A 16220-nucleotide genomic window follows, 5' to 3' on the forward strand; every position below is an offset into this window, starting at 1 on the left:
GTAGCTATTGATTCGATAGCTTGCGGATTACTTTTCGACGACTGCGAACAGGTCGTCTTCCTTCATGACCAGCAGCTCGTCGCCATCGACCTTGACGGTCTGGCCGCTGTACTTGCCAAACAACACGCGGTCGCCGACCTTGACGCTCATCGTGCCCAGTTCGCCCTTGTCGTTCTTCTTGCCAGGGCCGACGGCCAGCACTTCGCCTTGGTCGGGCTTTTCAGCGGCGTTGTCGGGGATGAAGATGCCGGATGCGGTCTTGGTTTCGCTTTCGATGCGCTTGACAATCACGCGGTCAGCAAGGGGGCGAAGTTTCATTGCGATCTCCTGGGTTCAAAAAGGTTTTGCTACATCAAAAAGCGCCTGACCTCTCAGGCGCCGCCAAACTTCGGCCAGACAGCGTTGTTAGCACTCTCTGGCGTTGAGTGCTAATGATAAGGGCATTTGCGCCGATTTCAAGGGCCTGCTGGTCGGTCGGGCCGCGCTGCGCCGTCTCAGGCCTGGGTGGTGAGGCTAAAGAAGTGGTCGAGCATGTGGAAGTGGTCTTCGAAGAACGCCTCTTCCAGCGCCGCCAGTTGGTCGATCGCTACCCACTGCACCTGCATCGCATCGTCGTCCGCCTGGACGGCCGGAAACGGCGCACCGCCGAGGTCGAAATAGTGCGCGTGCGTGATGGTGCGCCCGCGCTGGCTGCGGTCGGGGTGGTCGAAGACGGCGACCTCCTTCAACGCAGCGCGCATGGTGGCGTCGGGCAGCTGGCAGTGGGTTTCTTCGGCCAGTTCGCGCAGGCAGGACTGCCAGACGGTTTCGCGCTGTTCGATGAAGCCGCCGGGCACGGCCAGTTGTCCCTTGCCGGGCGCATGGGCGCGGCGGATGAGCAGCACATGGTTCTGGCAGCGCACGACCGCGTCGACGGTGGCGAACACCGGCGGGAAGGGCGCCTGCGCCCAGGCCTGGTGGTAGGCGCGCAGCATGCGCCACTCCTCTTGCAGCACCGGGTAGTCAGGCTGCTGCGCGAACGCGGTGAGCACGGCGAGGGTGCTGGCGGGGATCTGCTGCGCGAGCGGCGCCAGCGCGTCGGCCGCGGTGGCGGGCGTGGCGCCGAAGTAGGCGTCGCGGATGGTGGTGGCGTCGATGCTGCCCTGGCGCTCGACGGGGATCAGTTCCCAGCCCGGAAATGCGCTGAGGTAGCTGCTGGTGGCGTCCTTGAAGTGGCCGACCAGGCCGATGCGCGCGCCGGCCGGCACGAGCGCGGCCACGCCGCGCTGCACGGCCCGGACCCACAGCGCTTCGTTGTAGTAGTCGCGCACCGGCAGCACCTGCAGGCGCGCGCGGTCGGCCTCGGGCAGGGCGTTGCGCAGCATCTCGGCGCGCTCTTGCCAGGTGAACGGGTTCTTGGGCGAGCGCACCTGCCAGGCCGATCCGACGACCACGATGGCCTGGCGCGCGCTGGCCAGCGCGCGCTGCAGCAGGGCCAGGTGGCCGCTGTGGACGGGCTCGAAGCGGCCGATGTAAATGGCGGTGTCGTACATGTGTCTGGGGGCTGCCCGGTGCCGCGCGAGGCACCGGTTATCAAAAATGAGAGCGTCTGGCGCCGATTTGTTCTGGCTTTGAGGTGGTTTTATATCCGAAGTGCAGAGCGCCGCTGCGCACCGCGCTCCTGATTTTGAAGCGCGATGCGATCTCCTGCGCTGCGGCGTTCCCGCCTGTGCTCAGGCCGGGACGTTGAACACCTGGCGCAGGTAGGCCAGGAAGGTCGGGTCGTCGCACAGCAGCTTGCCGGGGCTGTCGGAGAGCTTGGCCACGGGCTGGCCATTGGCGTGCGTGAGCTTCATCACGATGTGCAGCGGGGGCAGGCCCATGTCGTTGGCCAGCTGCGTGCCGATGCCAAAGCCCAACTGCGTGCGGTTGCCGAAGTGGTGGTAGAGCTGCAGCGCGCGCGGCACGTCGAGGCTGTCGGAGAACACCAGGCGCTTGGTGTGCGCGTCGATGCGCAGCTTGTCGTAGTGCGCCAGGGCTTTTTCGCCCCAGGCGATGGGGTCGCCCGAGTCGTGGCGCAGGCCGTCGAACAGCTTGGCAAAGTAGAGGTCGAAATCGGCCAGGAAGGCGTCCATGCCCACGGTGTCGGTCAGGGCGATGCCGAGATCGCCGCGGTATTCCTGCACCCAGTCTTCGAGCGCGGCCTTCTGGAAGTCGCGCAGGCGCACGCCCAGCGCCTGGTAGGTCTGCAGGTATTCGTGCGCCATGGTGCCGATCGGCACCAGGCCCAGGTCGCGCGCCAGCAGCACGTTCGAAGTGCCCTTGAACCACTGCCCGGTCTCGCGCGCGAACGCCTGCACGACCTCGCGTTGCCAGGCGCCCGAATAGCGCCGGCGCACGCCGAAGTCGAACAGCTCGAACGGGTGGGCCAGCGCCACTTCGCTGGCCAGCTCCTGCAGCTGGTGGATCTTGTGCTCCAGGCGCACGCGCCCTTCGGCCAGCGCGGCGGCGGGGTCGAAGCGGCGGAAGTACAGCTCGTTGACGATGGACAGCACATGGATCTCGAAGCCCATCACATGCACCTGCGGCCCGCGCACCACGATGCGCAGCTGATCGCCCTCGGCGGTGGCGCGGATGAAGGCGCGCTGGAACTGGAAGATGCGCAGGAAGTCGACGAAGTCCGAGCGGATGAAGCGCAGCCCCGCCAGGTAGTTGAGCTCGTCGGGCGCAAAGCGCAGGCGGCACAGGTGGTCGAGTTCGGTGTTCACTTCGTCGAGCAGCTCGGCCAGCGGGTACTGGGGCGTGTTGCGGCAGACGAATTCGTACTCGGCCTGCGTTTGCGGGTGGCGGTGCAGCATGGCCTGCCACATGGTGAACTTGTACAGGTCGGTGTCGAGCAGGCTGGTGAGGATGGCAGGCATGTCTTGTGTGCTATTTATTCAATAGCTGTCGGCGCTGTGTGGGTCAGCGTTATAGGGTGATTTCGTTCGAATGTGCGAGGCGCACGCCCTGGGCGCGCATGGCGTCCAGGAAGGCGGCGTGCTGCGCCTCGAAGCCCGCCACCGGGCCCATGCAGTCGGTCAGCAGCACGATGCGTTCGGGCCGCCCGCCGGGCAGGTGCGCCACCAGGTGCTCGGTGGTCGCACGCACGCAGTGGCTGCTGGCCTCGCCGGCGACCAGCAGCAGCTCGGCCGTGTCCAGCGCGGCGAGCAGGCGGGTGTTGAGCTGCGTGCCCGGGTCGGCCGGGTCGGGCACCTCGGCCTGCAGCGCGCTGTAGTGCTCGGTCCAGGGGTTCATGCCCTTGAAAACGTGGTGGACGGCGCGCTGGCGCTGCAGCTGCCAGTCGCCGCAGGCGGCCAGCACGCTGGCGTGCACGCCGTGGCCCCAGCTGCCGATCTCGCAGTGCACGGGCCAGACCATCAGCGTGTAGCGGCCCTGGCGCTCCAGCGCGTCGAGGTAGTCCAGCGTGCGCGGCAGCGCGGCCGCATCGCGCGGCGCATAGGCGCCGGCGCGCACCTCGGCGGCGGTGATCGGGGTGAACGGCGCCACGGCGCCGCCGGCTTCTCCCTGCCAGAAGCCGGGGTGGGCGATGTCGTGGCGCTGGTGCGAGTCCAGCGTGAGGGTGATGGCATCGATGGCTGCGCCCTGTGCGGCGATGAAGCGGGCCAGGCGCAGCATGTCGGCGTGCGCGCCGGCCACGGGCAGGGCGGGCGCCATGCGCGTGCCGGTGGCGGGGTCGGTGGGGGGCCAGTCGGCGGGCAGATCGCAGAAATCGTTCTGCGGATCGATGGCCAGGAGCTGGATGCGGGTCATGGGCTTCCTCAGGGTTCAGGCAGGCAGTGTAGGCGCGGCCTGCCTGAACCCGCGAGGAGGGGAGACCCGGGCGCGCTGCCCGGGCGCTGCACTGGGGCAGCGGGCGCCTATTTCAAGGTCTTGCGCGCCGCGCCAATGCCGAGCACCGCCAGCACCACGAACAGCACCGCCAGCGCCAGGAACAGAATGAACAAGATCTTGGCAATGCCCGCCGAGCCGGCGGCCACGCCGGTGAAACCGAGCGCGCCGGCAATCAGCGAGATCACGGCAAAAACAATGGCGTACTTCAGCATGGGGAGCTCCTTGGACGTAGGCAGGCGAGGCCTGCGGTGGCTGGGGTGTCCAAGGTAGCCGTGCCGCCGGCAACGTGCCGTCGGCAGGGCGGACGGCTGGCTGTAGGAGAGGGCTGATGCTGCCGCGGCACGGCCGCCGAAGCAGCTATGCGGCGTCCCAGTCTTACAGGCCCGCCGCCGCGCGCAGGGCTGCCGCTTTGTCCGTGCGCTCCCAGGTGAACTCGGGCTCGTCGCGGCCAAAGTGGCCGTAGGCGGCGGTTTTCTCGTAGATCGGGCGCAACAGGTCGAGCATCTGGATGATGCCCTTGGGGCGCAGGTCGAAATGCTCCTGCACCAGTTTGGCCAGCTGGTCGTCGGGGATGACGCCCGTGCCTTCGGTGTAGACGGTCACGTTCATCGGGCGCGCCACGCCGATCGCGTAGGCCACCTGGATCTGGCACTGGCGCGCCAGGCCTGCGGCGACGATGTTCTTGGCCACGTAGCGCGCGGCATAGGCGGCCGAGCGGTCGACCTTGGTCGGGTCCTTGCCGCTGAAGGCGCCGCCGCCGTGCGGGCAGGCGCCGCCGTAGGTGTCGACGATGATCTTGCGGCCCGTGAGGCCGCAGTCGCCCTGCGGGCCGCCGACGACGAAGCGTCCCGTGGGGTTGATCAGGTACTTGGTCTCGGGCGTCAGCCACTCGGCCGGCAGCACCGGGCGGATGATCTCTTCGCGGATGGCCTCGTAGAACGCGGGCGTCATCTTGTCGCCCAGGCTCATCTCGGGCGCGTGCTGGGTCGAGAGCACCACGGTGTCGATGCTGTGCGGCCTGCCGTCGACATAGCGCAGGGTGACCTGGCTCTTGGCGTCGGGGCGCAGGAAGGGCAGGCGCCCGTCCTTGCGCAACTGCGCCTGGCGCTCGACCAGGCGGTGCGCGTAGTAGATCGGCGCGGGCAGCAGCTCGGGCGTCTCGTCGCAGGCGTAGCCGAACATCAGGCCCTGGTCGCCGGCGCCGGTGTTCAGGTGGTCGTCCGACGCGTGGTCCACGCCCTGGGCGATGTCGCTGCTTTGCTTGTCGTAGGCCACGAGCACGGCGCAGCCTTTGTAGTCGATGCCGTACTCGGTGTTGTCGTAGCCGATGCGCTTGATGGTGTCGCGCGCCACCTGGATGTAGTCCACGTTGACGCCGGGCTTGGCCGTGATCTCGCCGGCGAGCACCACGAGGCCGGTGTTGCACAGCGTCTCGGCCGCCACGCGGGCGTGCGGGTCCTGGGCCAGGATCGCGTCGAGAATGGCGTCCGAGATCTGGTCAGACACCTTGTCGGGGTGGCCTTCGGAGACGGACTCAGAGGTGAAAAGAAAGTCGTTCGCCATTTGAATAAACTCCTGTGTCTTGGCATGTGGGGCGTTGCCCCCGGCCACTGGAGCCTTCGGCGAACGCTTTAGCAGCTTTGTTTTACGTCGCCCTGCAAGTTGCTCATTTAACTCAGCGACCCCCCTATTTTAATGCCTTTCCTTTTTCGCCTTTTTTCCGCATTGCCGTTGTGGCTGCTCCACGCCGTGGGCGCGGCCCTGGGCTGGCTGGTGCTTGCGCTCTCGCCCACGTACCGGCGCCGGTTCGTGGCCAACGCCGCCGTCGCGGGCTACGGCTTTGCGCAGGTGCGCGGCGCCGTCGGCCACGCCGGGCGCATGGTGGCCGAGCTGCCGCGCCTGTGGATGGGCGCGCCCATGCCCTGCGCCATCGTGGGCGCCGAGGTGGTCGAGCAGGCCTGGGAGCGCGGGCGCGGCATTGTGTTTCTCACGCCGCACCTGGGGTGCTTCGAGATGTCGGCGCAGGCCGTGGCGCAGCGTTGGGGCCGGCAGCGCGGGCCGATCACCGTGCTGTACCGCCCGGCGCGCCAGCCCTGGCTGGCCAAGGTGATGGAGACGGCGCGCACGCGCCCGGGCATGGACTCGGTGCCGACGACGCTGTCGGGCGTGCGCCAGATGATCAAGGCGCTGCGCCGTGGCGAGTCGGTCGGTCTGCTGCCCGACCAAGTGCCGCCCGAGGGCCTGGGCCTGTGGTCGCCGGTGTTTGGCCGCCCGGCCTACACCATGACGCTGGCCGCGCGCCTGGCGCAGCAGACCGGCGCCACCGTCCTGCTGGTGCGCTGCGAGCGCCTGCCGCGCGGCGCGGGCTACACGCTGTTCGTGGAGGCCCTGCCCGAGCCCCTGTCGGCCTCGCTCGACGAGGCCGTGGCGCAGATCAACCGCGCCATGGAGCACCTGATCCGGCAGTCGCCCCAGCAGTACCTGTGGGGCTATGCGCGCTACAAGCAGCCGCGTGCCGACACGCCGGCCGGCAAGGGCGCTGCCCCGGGTGCCGAGGGCGTCGCATGATGGGCCGCCTGGGCGTGTGGGCGCTGCGCGTGCTCGCCCACCTGCCGCTGCCGGTGCTGCGCGGCCTGGGCTGGGTGCTGGGGCAATTGTTCTATGTGCTGGTGCCGCAGCGGCGCAAGGTGGCGCTGCGCAATCTGGCGCTGTGCTTTCCGGGCGCCTCGCCGGCCCAGCGCCGCGCCTGGGCGCGCGAGTCCTTCGTCGCCTACTGCCAGACCTGGCTGGACCGCAGCTGGCTGTGGTTTGCGCCGCGCCGCGTGGTCGAGCAGCGCCTGCACCTGCATGGCGCGTTGCACGAGATCGAGGGCGACGCGCCCACCATCATCTTCGCGCCCCATTTCTATGGCCTCGATGCGGCCGGCGTGGCCGTGGCGCTGGCCTCGGACCGGCCGTTCACCTCGATCTTCACGCCGCTGCCCAACCCGGTGGTCGACGCCGTGGTGCGCGCCGGGCGCCAGCGCTTTGGCAACGGCCGCATGCTCAACCGCAGCGACGGCGTCAAGCCCATCGTGAGCGGCCTGCGCCAGGGCGGCGTGCTGTACCTGCTGCCTGACATGGACTTCGGCCGCAACGACTCGGTGTTCGTGCCGTTCTATGGCGTGCCGGCGGCCACCATCACCTCGATGTCGCGCTTTGCGCGGCTGGGGCGCGCCAAGGTCGTGCCGCTGATCGGCCGCCTCACGCCCACGGGCTACAGCGCCGAGCTGCTGCCGGCCTGGCAGGACTACCCGAGCGGCGACGCCGAGGCCGACGCGGCGCTCATGAACCAGCGCCTGCAGGGCTGGATCGACACGATGCCGGGCCAGTACTACTGGGTGCACAAGCGCTTCAAGACGCGGCCCGAGGGCGAGCCGTCGCTGTATTCCTGACAGGAATTTCGGTCAAAAACGGCTCCAGCGATTGTCCAGAAATCGCCGGCAGCTATCAATTCGATTGCAGAAAGCGCTCCAGCTCGGCCGTGGCGCGCGCGGGCTGCTCGTGCAGCAGCCAGTGCGAGGCGCCCGGCACGCGCTGCAACTGCAGCTGCGGCACCCACGCGTCGAGGCCATTGAGCAGGCCGGGCAGCAGGGCCGGGTCCTCCATGCCCCAGAGCACTAGCGTGGGCACCTGCACGGTCAGCATGGATTCGGGCAGCGCCAGGGCCTGCGCGGCTGGGTCGGCCGCGCGCGGCGGGCGCAGCGGGCTGGCGCGGTAGTAGTTGCAGGCGCCGGTCAATCCCTGCTGCCATAGCGCGCGGTACTGGGCGCGCACGCTGTCCGTCAGCCAGGCGGGCGCTGGGACATCGGGGGCGTGGAAGAAGGCGAACAGGCGGCGGAAATCGTCTTCCGCGAGCAGCGCCTCGGCATCGGGGCGGCACAGGAAGTGCATGTACTGGCTGGCGGCCTGCTGCGCCGGGTTGTGCTCCAGTTCGCGCAGAAAGGCGCCGGGGTGGGGCGCATTGACGATCGCCAGGCGGTGCAGCAGCTCGGGGCGCTGGTTGGCCAGGTTCCAGGCCACGGCGCCGCCCCAATCGTGCGCCACCAGGCAGGCCAGCGGCGCGCCGTCCGCGCACTCGGTGGCGATCAGCGCCGTGATGTCCTGCACCAGGTGCTTGGCGCGGTAGGCTTCGGGTTCGGCCGGGCAGCTCGACGCGCCAAAGCCGCGCAGGTTCGGCGCCACGCAGCGGTAGCCGCCGTGCGCGGGCTGCGCGAAATGCGCCAGCAGCGCGTCCCAGATGAAGGCGCCTTCGGGAAAGCCGTGCAGGAACATGAGCACCGGGCGGCCGCGCTCGCCTGCGACGTGGCAGTGCAGGTGCGTGCCGTGCGGCAGGGCGATGTCGGCGGTGTGCGGCATGTTTGCTCCTGAAAAGCGATCTGTTAGCGCATGACAGGCATGCGTTAGAGCCGATTTTTATCCAAAAATAGACGCGCCCATGTCCGGCCGGCGCACTCAGTCGAGCGCGGGCGGCTCGCCGTCGGCGGCATCCGCAGCAGTGCCCGCGGCCGGCGCCGCGGCGCCGTCGGCGCCCGGGTGCGCCCAGTGCCACAGCAGCAGCGCGGCGTCGTCCACGCCCTGTTTCTTGAGCGCAGAGAACATCCTCACCTCGCCGCCGCCGGTCTGCAGTCGCGCAATCGACAGGGCCTTGGTCTGCTCGGCGCGCGTGAGCTTGTCGGCCTTGGTCAGCAGCACGAGGAACTTCAGGCCGTCCTCGACGCGCGGGCGGATCACTTCGAGCAGCGCCTCGTCCAGCCCGGTCAGGCCCAGGCGCGGGTCGCACAGCAGCACGATGCCGGTGAGGCTTTCGCGGCTGACCAGGTAGTTCACCATCACCTGCTGCCAGCGCAGCTTGTCCGAGCGCGAGACGGCCGCGTAGCCATAGCCGGGCAGGTCGGCCAGCACGGCGTCGGTGATGCCCTGGCGGCCCAGGGAAAACAGGTTGATGTGCTGCGTGCGGCCGGGCTTCTTCGAGGCGAAGGCCAGCTGCTTTTGCTGCGTGAGCGTGTTGATGCACGAGGACTTGCCCGCGTTGGAGCGGCCGACGAAGGCGATCTCGGGCACGTCGACCTCGGGCAGCTGGTGCAGTTGGGCGGCCGTGGTCAGAAAGCGCGCGGTGTGCATCCAGCCCATGGCGGAGCGGGCGTCGGGGGCGGCGGCGGCGCCGGTGGGGGAGGGCGCGGAAGAAGGGGCAGTCATGGGCTGGAGGGAGGCTATGGAGCCTCATTGTAGAATCGCGGGGTTTTGCGCCCTACCTAAGAAGTCCCCGATATGAAGTTGCTCGCCTCCTTGCTCATGGCTGCCGCGCTGGCGGCTCCCGCTTTCCCGGCATTCTCTGCGGGCGCCGCTGCGGCCAAGCCCGACCTTGCCAAGGGGGAGGCCAGTTACACCGCCGTGTGCGTCGCCTGCCATGCGGCCGATGGCAACTCGTCCATTGCCGCCAACCCCAAGCTGGCCCAGCAGCACCCCGAGTACCTCGTCAAGCAACTGCAGGAGTTCAAGTCCGGCAAGCGCGCCAACCCCGTGATGCAGGGCTTCGCCTCCATGCTGACCGACGACGACATGAAGAACATCGCTTGGTGGGTGGCCTCCAAGCCCGGCAAGCCCGGCTTCGCCAAGGACAAGGAACTGGTCGCCCTGGGCGAGCGCATCTACCGCGGCGGCATTGCCGACCGCAACATTGCCGCCTGCGCCAGCTGCCACAGCCCCAACGGCGCCGGCATTCCCGCCCAATACCCGCGCCTGAGCGGCCAGCACGCCGACTACACGGCGGCCCAGCTGGTGCAGTTCCGCGACGGCGTGCGCAAGAACAGCGCGCAGATGACGGACGTGGCCGCCAAGCTCAACGACCGCGAAATCAAGGCCGTGTCGGACTACATCGCCGGCCTGCGTTGAGAACCCTGCACCGCGCCTGACCAGCCCTCGGGTTCAGGCACGGAACCAACCGCCAATAACAAACCCCAAGAAGGGCGGGCCCATCCTCCAGATGGCCCGCCTTTTTTATTTCGGCCTCGGACCACCTTTCTTCCATGTCTGACAACACCCTAGGCGTTCGCCCCTCAGCGGGTTCGCAGGCGCTGCGCGCCAGCGTCGAGCTGCTGTCGTCCATGCGCTTTGCCATTGCGCTGCTCACGGTGATCTGCATCGCCTCGGTGATCGGCACGGTGCTCAAGCAGCACGAGCCGGCCGTCAACTACGTCAACCAGTTCGGTCCGTTCTGGGCCGACGTGTTCGCCGCGCTCAAGCTCAATGCGGTCTACAGCGCCTGGTGGTTCCTGCTGATCCTGGCCTTCCTGGTCACCAGCACCTCGCTGTGCATTGCACGCAACACGCCCAAGATCCTGGCCGACCTGGGCACCTACAAGGAAAACATCCGCGAAAAGAGCCTGGGCGCGTTCCACCACAAGGCCCAGGCCGACCTGGGCGGCGACAGCGCCAGCGAGGCGCGGCGCATCGGCGAGATGCTGGTGGGCGGCGGCTGGAAGATCAAGCTGCAGCAGCGCGACACGCCCGCCGGTCCCGGCTCGGGCTGGATGGTAGCGGCCAAGGCGGGGGCGGCCAACAAGATCGGCTACATCGCCGCGCACAGCGCCATCGTGCTGGTGTGCGTGGGCGGGCTGCTCGATGGCGACCTGGTCGTGCGCGCACAGATGTGGTTCAACGGCAAGGTGCCCTATACCGGCGGCGGGCTGATTTCCGAGGTGGCGCCGCAGCACCGCCTGAGCCCGCGCAACCCGACCTTCCGCGGCAACCTGCTGGTGTCCGAGGGCACGCAGGCGGGCACCGCCATCTTGAGCCAGTCCGACGGCATCTTGCTGCAGGACCTGCCGTTCACCGTCGAGCTCAAGAAGTTCATCGTCGAGCACTACTCCACCGGCATGCCCAAGCTGTTCGCCAGCGAGGTCGTGATCCACGACAAGGCCACGGGCGAGGCCACGCCGGCGCGCATCGAGGTCAACCACCCGGCCAGCTACAAGGGCGTTGAAATCTACCAGTCGAGCTTCGACGACGGCGGCTCGTCCGTTTCCTTGCGCGCTCTGCCCATGGCAGCCGGGATGCAGCCGTTTGACGTGCAGGGCGTCATCGGCGGCAACGCGCAACCGGTCAAGGGCGCGGGGGGCGAGGCGCTGACGCTCGAGTTCACCTCGCTGCGCACCATCAACGTCGAAAACTTTGCCGGCGAAGGCGCGGGCTCGGGCACCGATGTGCGCAAGGTCGATTTGCGCCAGTCCATCGACGCGCGCCTGGGCGCGGCCAACAAGACCGTGACCACCAAGGAACTGCGCAACGTGGGCCCGAGCATCGGCTACAAGCTGCGCGATGCGGCGGGCCAGGCGCGCGAATTCCACAACTACATGCTGCCCGTGTCCCTGGGCGACGGCGGGCCGCAGGTGTTCCTGCTGGGTGTGCGCGAGAACCCGGCCGACCCCTTCCGCTACCTGCGCGTGCCGGCCGATGACCAGGGACGCATCGACGGCTTCATGCAGCTGCGCGCCGCGCTGGCCGATCCGGCGGCGCGCCAGATGGCCGTGCGTCGCTATGTGGCGCAGGCGGTCGATCCTTCGCGCCGCGAGCTGACCGAGCAGCTGACCGAGTCGGCCGCGCGCGCGCTGACGCTGTTTGCCGGCACGGTCGGTGCCGACGGCAAGCCCCATGGCGGGCTGCCGGCCCTCTCCGACTTCATGGAAGCCAACGTGCCCGAAGCCGAGCGCAGCCGTGCCGGCGAGGTTCTGGTGCGCATCCTCAACGGCACGCTGTTCGAGCTGGCGCAGCTCACGCGCGAGCGCGCCGGCTTGCCGCCGCTGGAGTCGAGCACCGAGACCCAGTCTTTCATGACGCAGTCCGTGCTGGCGCTCAGCGACGCGCAGATCTACCCGGCACCGCTGGTGTTCGCACTCACCGACTTCAAGCAGGTCCAGGCCAGCGTCTTCCAGGTGGCGCGTGCCCCTGGCAAGAACATTGTCTATCTGGGCTGCGCGTTGCTGATCCTGGGCGTTTTTGCCATGCTGTACATCCGCGAGCGGCGCATCTGGGTCTGGCTGGTGCCGCAGGGCGACCACACCCATGCCACCATGGCGCTGTCGACCAACCGCAAGACCATGGACGGCGACCAAGAATTCGCCCAGATCACCGAGAAACTCATCGGGGTGCGCCCCGCAGGAGACCATGCATGAACACGGCCGCTAGCACCACCACGACCACGCTCAAACTGAACGAGGGCTATTTCTCGCAGCGCAACTGGCTGGACTGGCTGTTTGCCGCGCTGGTGATCGGCGGCGGGCTGTTTGCGCTGCAGCGCTATGCGGCCTACATGGACGTGTACGAAAAAGGCATCTTGCTGGGGGCCATACCTTCCACCATCTGGCTGGGGTGGTTCTGGCGCCCGCTGCGCACCCTGATGCTGGCGGCCGCCGGCTGTGCGCTGCTGGCCATAGCCCTGTACCAGGTCGATGGCGCGGGCAGTCTGGCGCGTGCCGACACGGTGTTCGGGCTCAAGTACTTCCTGTCGAGCCAGTCGGCCATCCTGTGGATGAGCATGCTGTTCTTCATGAGCACGGCCTTCTACTGGATCAGCATGGTCGCGCGCGGCGAGGGCGCCACCCTGTCGCTGATCGGTTCGCGCCTGGCCTGGGTGGCCGTGGGCATGGCGCTGATCGGCACGCTGGTGCGCTGGTACGAAAGCTACCTGGTGGGCGCCGACGTGGGCCACATCCCGGTCAGCAACCTTTATGAAGTGTTCGTCATGTTCTGCTGGATGACGGCCACGTTCTACCTCTACTACGAAGAGCAGTACCGCACGCGCGCACTGGGCGCCTTCGTCATGCTGGTGGTCAGCGCCGCCGTGGGCTTCCTGCTCTGGTACACCGTGGTGCGCGAGGCGCACGAAATCCAGCCGCTGGTGCCGGCCCTCAAGAGCTGGTGGATGAAGCTGCATGTGCCGGCCAACTTCATCGGCTATGGCACCTTTGCGCTCTCGGCCATGGTGGCCTTTGCCTACCTGATCAAGCAGTCGGCCGGCGAGACGCGCTGGTACAAGCTGGCGCCGCTGTGGGTGCTCGGCGTGGTGCTGTGCTTCGAGCCCGTGGTGTTCCGGCCCACGGCCGGCGAAGGCGCGGGCGGCAGCTACTGGATGGTGTATTTCGGCGTGTCGGCCCTGATCGTGGGCGGCATCCTGTTTGGGCGCCAGCGCATCGCCAGCAAGCTGCCCCCGCTGGCGCTGCTCGACGACGTCATGTACAAGGCCATCGCCGTCGGCTTTGCCTTCTTCACCATCGCCACCGTGCTGGGTGCGTTGTGGGCGGCCGAGGCCTGGGGCGGCTATTGGAGCTGGGACCCGAAGGAGACTTGGGCGCTGATCGTCTGGCTCAACTACGCGGCCTGGCTGCACATGCGGCTCATGAAGGGCCTGCGCGGCGCGGTGTCGGCCTGGTGGGCGCTGGTGGGGCTGGTGGTCACTACCTTTGCCTTCCTGGGCGTGAACATGTTCCTTAGCGGTTTGCACAGCTACGGCACCCTGTGAGGGCGGCACGCACAGGGGATTAAAGACGACAGGAAAGGCTTCGTCTGCACAAAGACTGTTCGGTATCGGGAAACGAATTCAGATTTCTCGCCTCTACCTGCCACAGCCTCACCAAATCACCGGAGCCTTCCATGTCCCCAATTTCCCGTCGTGCGGGTTTCATCCACCCCCTGGCTTCCGAGATCACCCCGCGCGCGGTGTACGAAGACCGGCGCAACATGCTGCGCCTGCTCGCGGGTGGCGTTGCGGGCGCGGCGCTGGCGGGCTGGGCCGGGCGCGAGGCGCTGGCCCAGGTAGCGCGCCCGGGCAAGCTGGCGGCACTGGCCAGCGGCAAGTCCGCCGTGGCAGGCGCCGTCACCATGGAAAAGCTGACGAGCTACCAGGACGTCACCAGCTACAACAATTTCTACGAATTCGGCACCGACAAGGCCGATCCCGCGCGCCATGCCCACACGCTCAAGACCGCGCCCTGGACGGTCGAAATCGAGGGCCTCGTCAAGAAGCCGGGCAAGTACGGCATCGAAGACCTGCTCAAGCTCAGCGCCCAGGAAGAGCGCATCTACCGCCTGCGCTGTGTCGAGGGCTGGTCGATGGTGATCCCGTGGGTGGGCTATTCGCTGTCCGAGCTCATCAAGCGGGTGGAGCCGCTGGGCAGCGCGAAGTACGTCGAATTCGTCACCCTGGCCGACAAGGCGACCATGCCGTTCATCGGCTCGCGCGTGCTCGACTGGCCCTACACCGAGGGCCTGCGCATGGACGAGGCCCTGCACCCGCTCACCCTGCTGGCCTTCGGCATGTACGGCGAGGTCTTGCCCAACCAGAACGGCGCGCCGGTGCGCATCGTCGTGCCCTGGAAGTACGGCTTCAAGAGCGCCAAGAGCATCGTCAAGATCCGCTTCACCGACCAAGAGCCCGGCACCGCCTGGAACAAGGCCGCGCGCAACGAATACGGCTTTTATTCGAACGTGAACCCGAACGTGGACCACCCGCGCTGGAGCCAGGCCACCGAGCGCCGCATCGGCGAGGACGGCCTGTTCGCCAAGCGGCGCAAGACGCTGCTGTTCAACGGCTACGAAGCGCAGGTCGGCCAGCTGTACGCGGGCATGGACCTCAAGAAGTTCTACTGAAGCCTTGGCGCGGCACAGCGCCGCAGGCGCTGCGCACTCTGCCTTTGGGGCACGCGCGTTCTCTGCCCCGTTTTTTGCCGGGTGACGATCGATGGACATCAAAAAACTGCTGCTGCGCCCCGCCGCCAAGCCCCTGGTGTTTGCGGCATCGCTGCTGCCTTTTGCGTGGCTGTTCTATGCGGCCGCCAGCGACCAGCTGGGCGTGAATCCGGCCGAGGCGTTGATCCGTTCGCTGGGCGACTGGACGCTGCGCTTCTTGTGCATCGTGCTGGCCGTGACGCCGCTGCGGGTGCTCACCGCAACCCCGTCGCTGGCGCGTTTTCGCCGCATGCTCGGCCTGTTCGTGTTTTTCTACGCCACGCTGCACCTGCTCAGCTATGCCTGGTTCGACATGGGGCTGGACTGGGGCGACATCGCGCGCGACATCGCCAAGCGCCCATTCATCCTTGTGGGCTCGACGGCGCTGCTGCTGCTGTCGCTGCTGGCGGCCACCTCGTTCAACCGCGCGATCCGCTGGCTCGGTGCACCACGCTGGCGCGCGCTGCACCGCCTGGTGTACGCCGTGGCGGGCCTGGCGATCCTGCATTTCTTCTGGATGCGTGCGGGCAAGAACGATTTCAGCGAAGTGGCGGTGTACGGCGGCGTGCTGGCGTTGCTGCTGGGCTGGCGGGTGGCGCACCACTGGCGCCAGAAGCGGCGCGCCGGCCGCGCTGCGGCCGGGCCAGCGGCAGGCGCCCGCCAGGCTTGATGCTATTGAAAATGCAGCTTACAACGCTTGCTGGACAAGGGCTAGAGCCCTGTTTGATGCAAAAAATCGTTGCGACCGGCCTTCAACCCGTGGCGGCACGCAGCGCGGGGCACAGCGTGTGCGCGACGGGCTCGATGGCCGCGGTGGGCAGCTGGTAGGCGCGGTCGTCCAACAGGTCGATGCCGCACATCAGGTGGTCGATCCACTCGAAGAAATCGGCGATGGCCTGGGGGCCCACGATGGGCGCGCCATGCTGGGGCACGAGCATGGAAATATCGAGCTGGCGCGCCATCCGCACCCACAGGCGCAGGATCTTGTTGGACACCATGTAGCGCCGGTGGAAGCCCTCCATCAGCGGGATGTGCGCCTGCAGGTCGGTGACCGGGCGGGCGGCCTTGGCGCCCGACACCATGGACACGCCGAGGTCGCCCGTGAAGAGGATGCGGCTCACGGGATCGTAGAAATGGAAGTTGCCTTCCGAATGCAGGAAGTGCGCCGGCAGCAGCCACAGCTCGCGGCGCCCCAGCGGCAGTCTCCCGCCGGCGTCGGGCACGCCGATCACGCGGTTCTCGGTCTTGCCGACTTTGGTGAAATGCGGGACAAAGCGCTCCCAGACGCGCGAAATGACCAGCATGGCCTGGGTGCTCGACATCCAGCGGTCCAGCGAGGCAATGATGTCCGGGTCGGCGTGCGAGGCGATCAGGTACGACAGTTTCTGGGGCGAGAAGTGCTTGGACATGCCCATGTACAACTCGTTGTAGGCCAGGTTGCCGCCGGGGTCGATGATGGCGCCCGTGCCGTCGTCCACGATCAGAAACTGGTTGGCCTGCACCGCCTGCCCGTCCTCCTCGATGAGGTCCGTGAACATGTAGCAGGCATGGTTCCTGTCGCGGTAGAGTTCGGTGGGCATGGC

General features: G+C 67.8%; 16 protein-coding genes. 7 read left to right on the forward strand and 9 right to left on the reverse strand.

The features are described 5' to 3' along the window. Positions 1–27: 27 nt before the first annotated feature. From B2J89_RS11760 to metK, 6 genes are all read right to left on the reverse strand, one after another. Positions 28–318, reverse strand: a complete 291-nt coding sequence (locus B2J89_RS11760; RefSeq protein ID WP_169169273.1) for a co-chaperone GroES — start codon at positions 316–318, stop codon at positions 28–30. A 176-nt stretch (positions 319–494) separates the two neighbouring features. Beyond that, complete coding sequence (locus B2J89_RS11765) at positions 495–1532, reverse strand: bifunctional nicotinamide-nucleotide adenylyltransferase/Nudix hydroxylase (protein WP_169169274.1); 1038 nt, start codon at positions 1530–1532, stop codon at positions 495–497. Between the two features lie 180 nt (positions 1533–1712). After that, the gene (gene pncB, locus B2J89_RS11770; RefSeq protein WP_169169275.1) at positions 1713–2900 is read right to left on the reverse strand and encodes a nicotinate phosphoribosyltransferase; all 1188 of its coding nucleotides are present in this window, start codon (positions 2898–2900) and stop codon (positions 1713–1715) included. 49 nt (positions 2901–2949) lie between these two features. Further along, positions 2950–3792 carry a cysteine hydrolase gene (locus tag B2J89_RS11775; RefSeq protein ID WP_169169276.1) on the reverse strand — a complete coding sequence of 281 codons (843 nt, stop codon included), beginning with the start codon at positions 3790–3792 and terminating at the stop codon, positions 2950–2952. 107 nt (positions 3793–3899) lie between these two features. Further along, positions 3900–4085 carry a DUF1328 domain-containing protein gene (locus B2J89_RS11780; protein ID WP_169169277.1) on the reverse strand — a complete coding sequence of 62 codons (186 nt, stop codon included), beginning with the start codon at positions 4083–4085 and terminating at the stop codon, positions 3900–3902. Positions 4086–4248: 163 nt separating this feature from the next. Further along, positions 4249–5436 carry a methionine adenosyltransferase gene (metK, locus tag B2J89_RS11785; RefSeq protein WP_169169278.1) on the reverse strand — a complete coding sequence of 396 codons (1188 nt, stop codon included), beginning with the start codon at positions 5434–5436 and terminating at the stop codon, positions 4249–4251. Positions 5437–5568: 132 nt separating this feature from the next. On the opposite strand from metK, the gene B2J89_RS11790 reads away from it, so the two are divergent. Both B2J89_RS11790 and B2J89_RS11795 read left to right on the forward strand, forming a co-directional pair. Further along, positions 5569–6441, forward strand: coding sequence for a lysophospholipid acyltransferase family protein (locus tag B2J89_RS11790; protein ID WP_169169279.1), 873 nt, complete (start codon positions 5569–5571; stop codon positions 6439–6441). Further along, on the forward strand, positions 6438–7307 hold the full coding sequence (locus tag B2J89_RS11795) for a lysophospholipid acyltransferase family protein (protein WP_169169280.1): 870 nt from the start codon (positions 6438–6440) through the stop codon (positions 7305–7307). Before B2J89_RS11790 ends, B2J89_RS11795 begins: the two co-directional genes overlap by 4 nt. A gap of 55 nt (positions 7308–7362) precedes the next feature. Here B2J89_RS11795 and B2J89_RS11800 read toward each other — a convergent pair whose 3' ends face one another. Continuing rightward, on the reverse strand, positions 7363–8271 hold the full coding sequence (locus tag B2J89_RS11800; RefSeq protein ID WP_169169281.1) for an alpha/beta fold hydrolase: 909 nt from the start codon (positions 8269–8271) through the stop codon (positions 7363–7365). Positions 8272–8367: 96 nt separating this feature from the next. Then, complete coding sequence (gene yihA, locus B2J89_RS11805; protein WP_169169282.1) at positions 8368–9111, reverse strand: ribosome biogenesis GTP-binding protein YihA/YsxC; 744 nt, start codon at positions 9109–9111, stop codon at positions 8368–8370. A 72-nt stretch (positions 9112–9183) separates the two neighbouring features. Here yihA and B2J89_RS11810 point away from each other — a divergent pair, with 72 nt between their 5' ends. The 5 genes from B2J89_RS11810 (at position 9184) to B2J89_RS11830 (ending at position 15307) form a co-directional block, all read left to right on the forward strand. Then, the gene (locus B2J89_RS11810) at positions 9184–9807 is read left to right on the forward strand and encodes a cytochrome c (protein ID WP_169169283.1); all 624 of its coding nucleotides are present in this window, start codon (positions 9184–9186) and stop codon (positions 9805–9807) included. 134 nt (positions 9808–9941) lie between these two features. Next, complete coding sequence (locus B2J89_RS11815) at positions 9942–12086, forward strand: cytochrome c biogenesis protein ResB (RefSeq protein WP_169169284.1); 2145 nt, start codon at positions 9942–9944, stop codon at positions 12084–12086. Continuing rightward, entirely contained in the window at positions 12083–13432 is a 1350-nt protein-coding gene (gene ccsB / locus B2J89_RS11820) for a c-type cytochrome biogenesis protein CcsB (protein WP_169169285.1), read from the forward strand. Before B2J89_RS11815 ends, ccsB begins: the two co-directional genes overlap by 4 nt. Before the next feature lie 131 nt (positions 13433–13563). After that, entirely contained in the window at positions 13564–14559 is a 996-nt protein-coding gene (msrP, locus tag B2J89_RS11825; RefSeq protein WP_169169286.1) for a protein-methionine-sulfoxide reductase catalytic subunit MsrP, read from the forward strand. Positions 14560–14656: 97 nt separating this feature from the next. Further along, positions 14657–15307 (forward strand): protein-methionine-sulfoxide reductase heme-binding subunit MsrQ, encoded by a 651-nt coding sequence (locus tag B2J89_RS11830; RefSeq protein ID WP_169169302.1) that lies wholly within the window; start codon positions 14657–14659, stop codon positions 15305–15307. 82 nt (positions 15308–15389) lie between these two features. Here the strand turns inward: B2J89_RS11830 and B2J89_RS11835 are convergent, their stop codons facing one another. Continuing rightward, entirely contained in the window at positions 15390–16217 is an 828-nt protein-coding gene (locus tag B2J89_RS11835) for an MBL fold metallo-hydrolase (protein WP_169169287.1), read from the reverse strand. Positions 16218–16220 lie beyond the last annotated feature (3 nt).

It is taken from the genome of Acidovorax sp. SRB_24, assembly GCF_012931925.1.

What these genes read in the sequence shown, in the direction of transcription:
- B2J89_RS11760 (WP_169169273.1), bottom strand. Translation starts at nt 318, where the DNA reads ATGAAACTTCGCCCCCTTGCTGACCGCGTGATTGTCAAGCGCATCGAA.
- B2J89_RS11765 (WP_169169274.1), bottom strand. Translation starts at nt 1,532, where the DNA reads ATGTACGACACCGCCATTTACATCGGCCGCTTCGAGCCCGTCCACAGC.
- pncB (WP_169169275.1), bottom strand. Translation starts at nt 2,900, where the DNA reads ATGCCTGCCATCCTCACCAGCCTGCTCGACACCGACCTGTACAAGTTC.
- B2J89_RS11775 (WP_169169276.1), bottom strand. Translation starts at nt 3,792, where the DNA reads ATGACCCGCATCCAGCTCCTGGCCATCGATCCGCAGAACGATTTCTGC.
- B2J89_RS11780 (WP_169169277.1), bottom strand. Translation starts at nt 4,085, where the DNA reads ATGCTGAAGTACGCCATTGTTTTTGCCGTGATCTCGCTGATTGCCGGC.
- metK (WP_169169278.1), bottom strand. Translation starts at nt 5,436, where the DNA reads ATGGCGAACGACTTTCTTTTCACCTCTGAGTCCGTCTCCGAAGGCCAC.
- B2J89_RS11790 (WP_169169279.1), top strand. Translation starts at nt 5,569, where the DNA reads ATGCCTTTCCTTTTTCGCCTTTTTTCCGCATTGCCGTTGTGGCTGCTC.
- B2J89_RS11795 (WP_169169280.1), top strand. Translation starts at nt 6,438, where the DNA reads ATGATGGGCCGCCTGGGCGTGTGGGCGCTGCGCGTGCTCGCCCACCTG.
- B2J89_RS11800 (WP_169169281.1), bottom strand. Translation starts at nt 8,271, where the DNA reads ATGCCGCACACCGCCGACATCGCCCTGCCGCACGGCACGCACCTGCAC.
- yihA (WP_169169282.1), bottom strand. Translation starts at nt 9,111, where the DNA reads ATGACTGCCCCTTCTTCCGCGCCCTCCCCCACCGGCGCCGCCGCCGCC.
- B2J89_RS11810 (WP_169169283.1), top strand. Translation starts at nt 9,184, where the DNA reads ATGAAGTTGCTCGCCTCCTTGCTCATGGCTGCCGCGCTGGCGGCTCCC.
- B2J89_RS11815 (WP_169169284.1), top strand. Translation starts at nt 9,942, where the DNA reads ATGTCTGACAACACCCTAGGCGTTCGCCCCTCAGCGGGTTCGCAGGCG.
- ccsB (WP_169169285.1), top strand. Translation starts at nt 12,083, where the DNA reads ATGAACACGGCCGCTAGCACCACCACGACCACGCTCAAACTGAACGAG.
- msrP (WP_169169286.1), top strand. Translation starts at nt 13,564, where the DNA reads ATGTCCCCAATTTCCCGTCGTGCGGGTTTCATCCACCCCCTGGCTTCC.
- B2J89_RS11835 (WP_169169287.1), bottom strand. Translation starts at nt 16,217, where the DNA reads ATGCCCACCGAACTCTACCGCGACAGGAACCATGCCTGCTACATGTTC.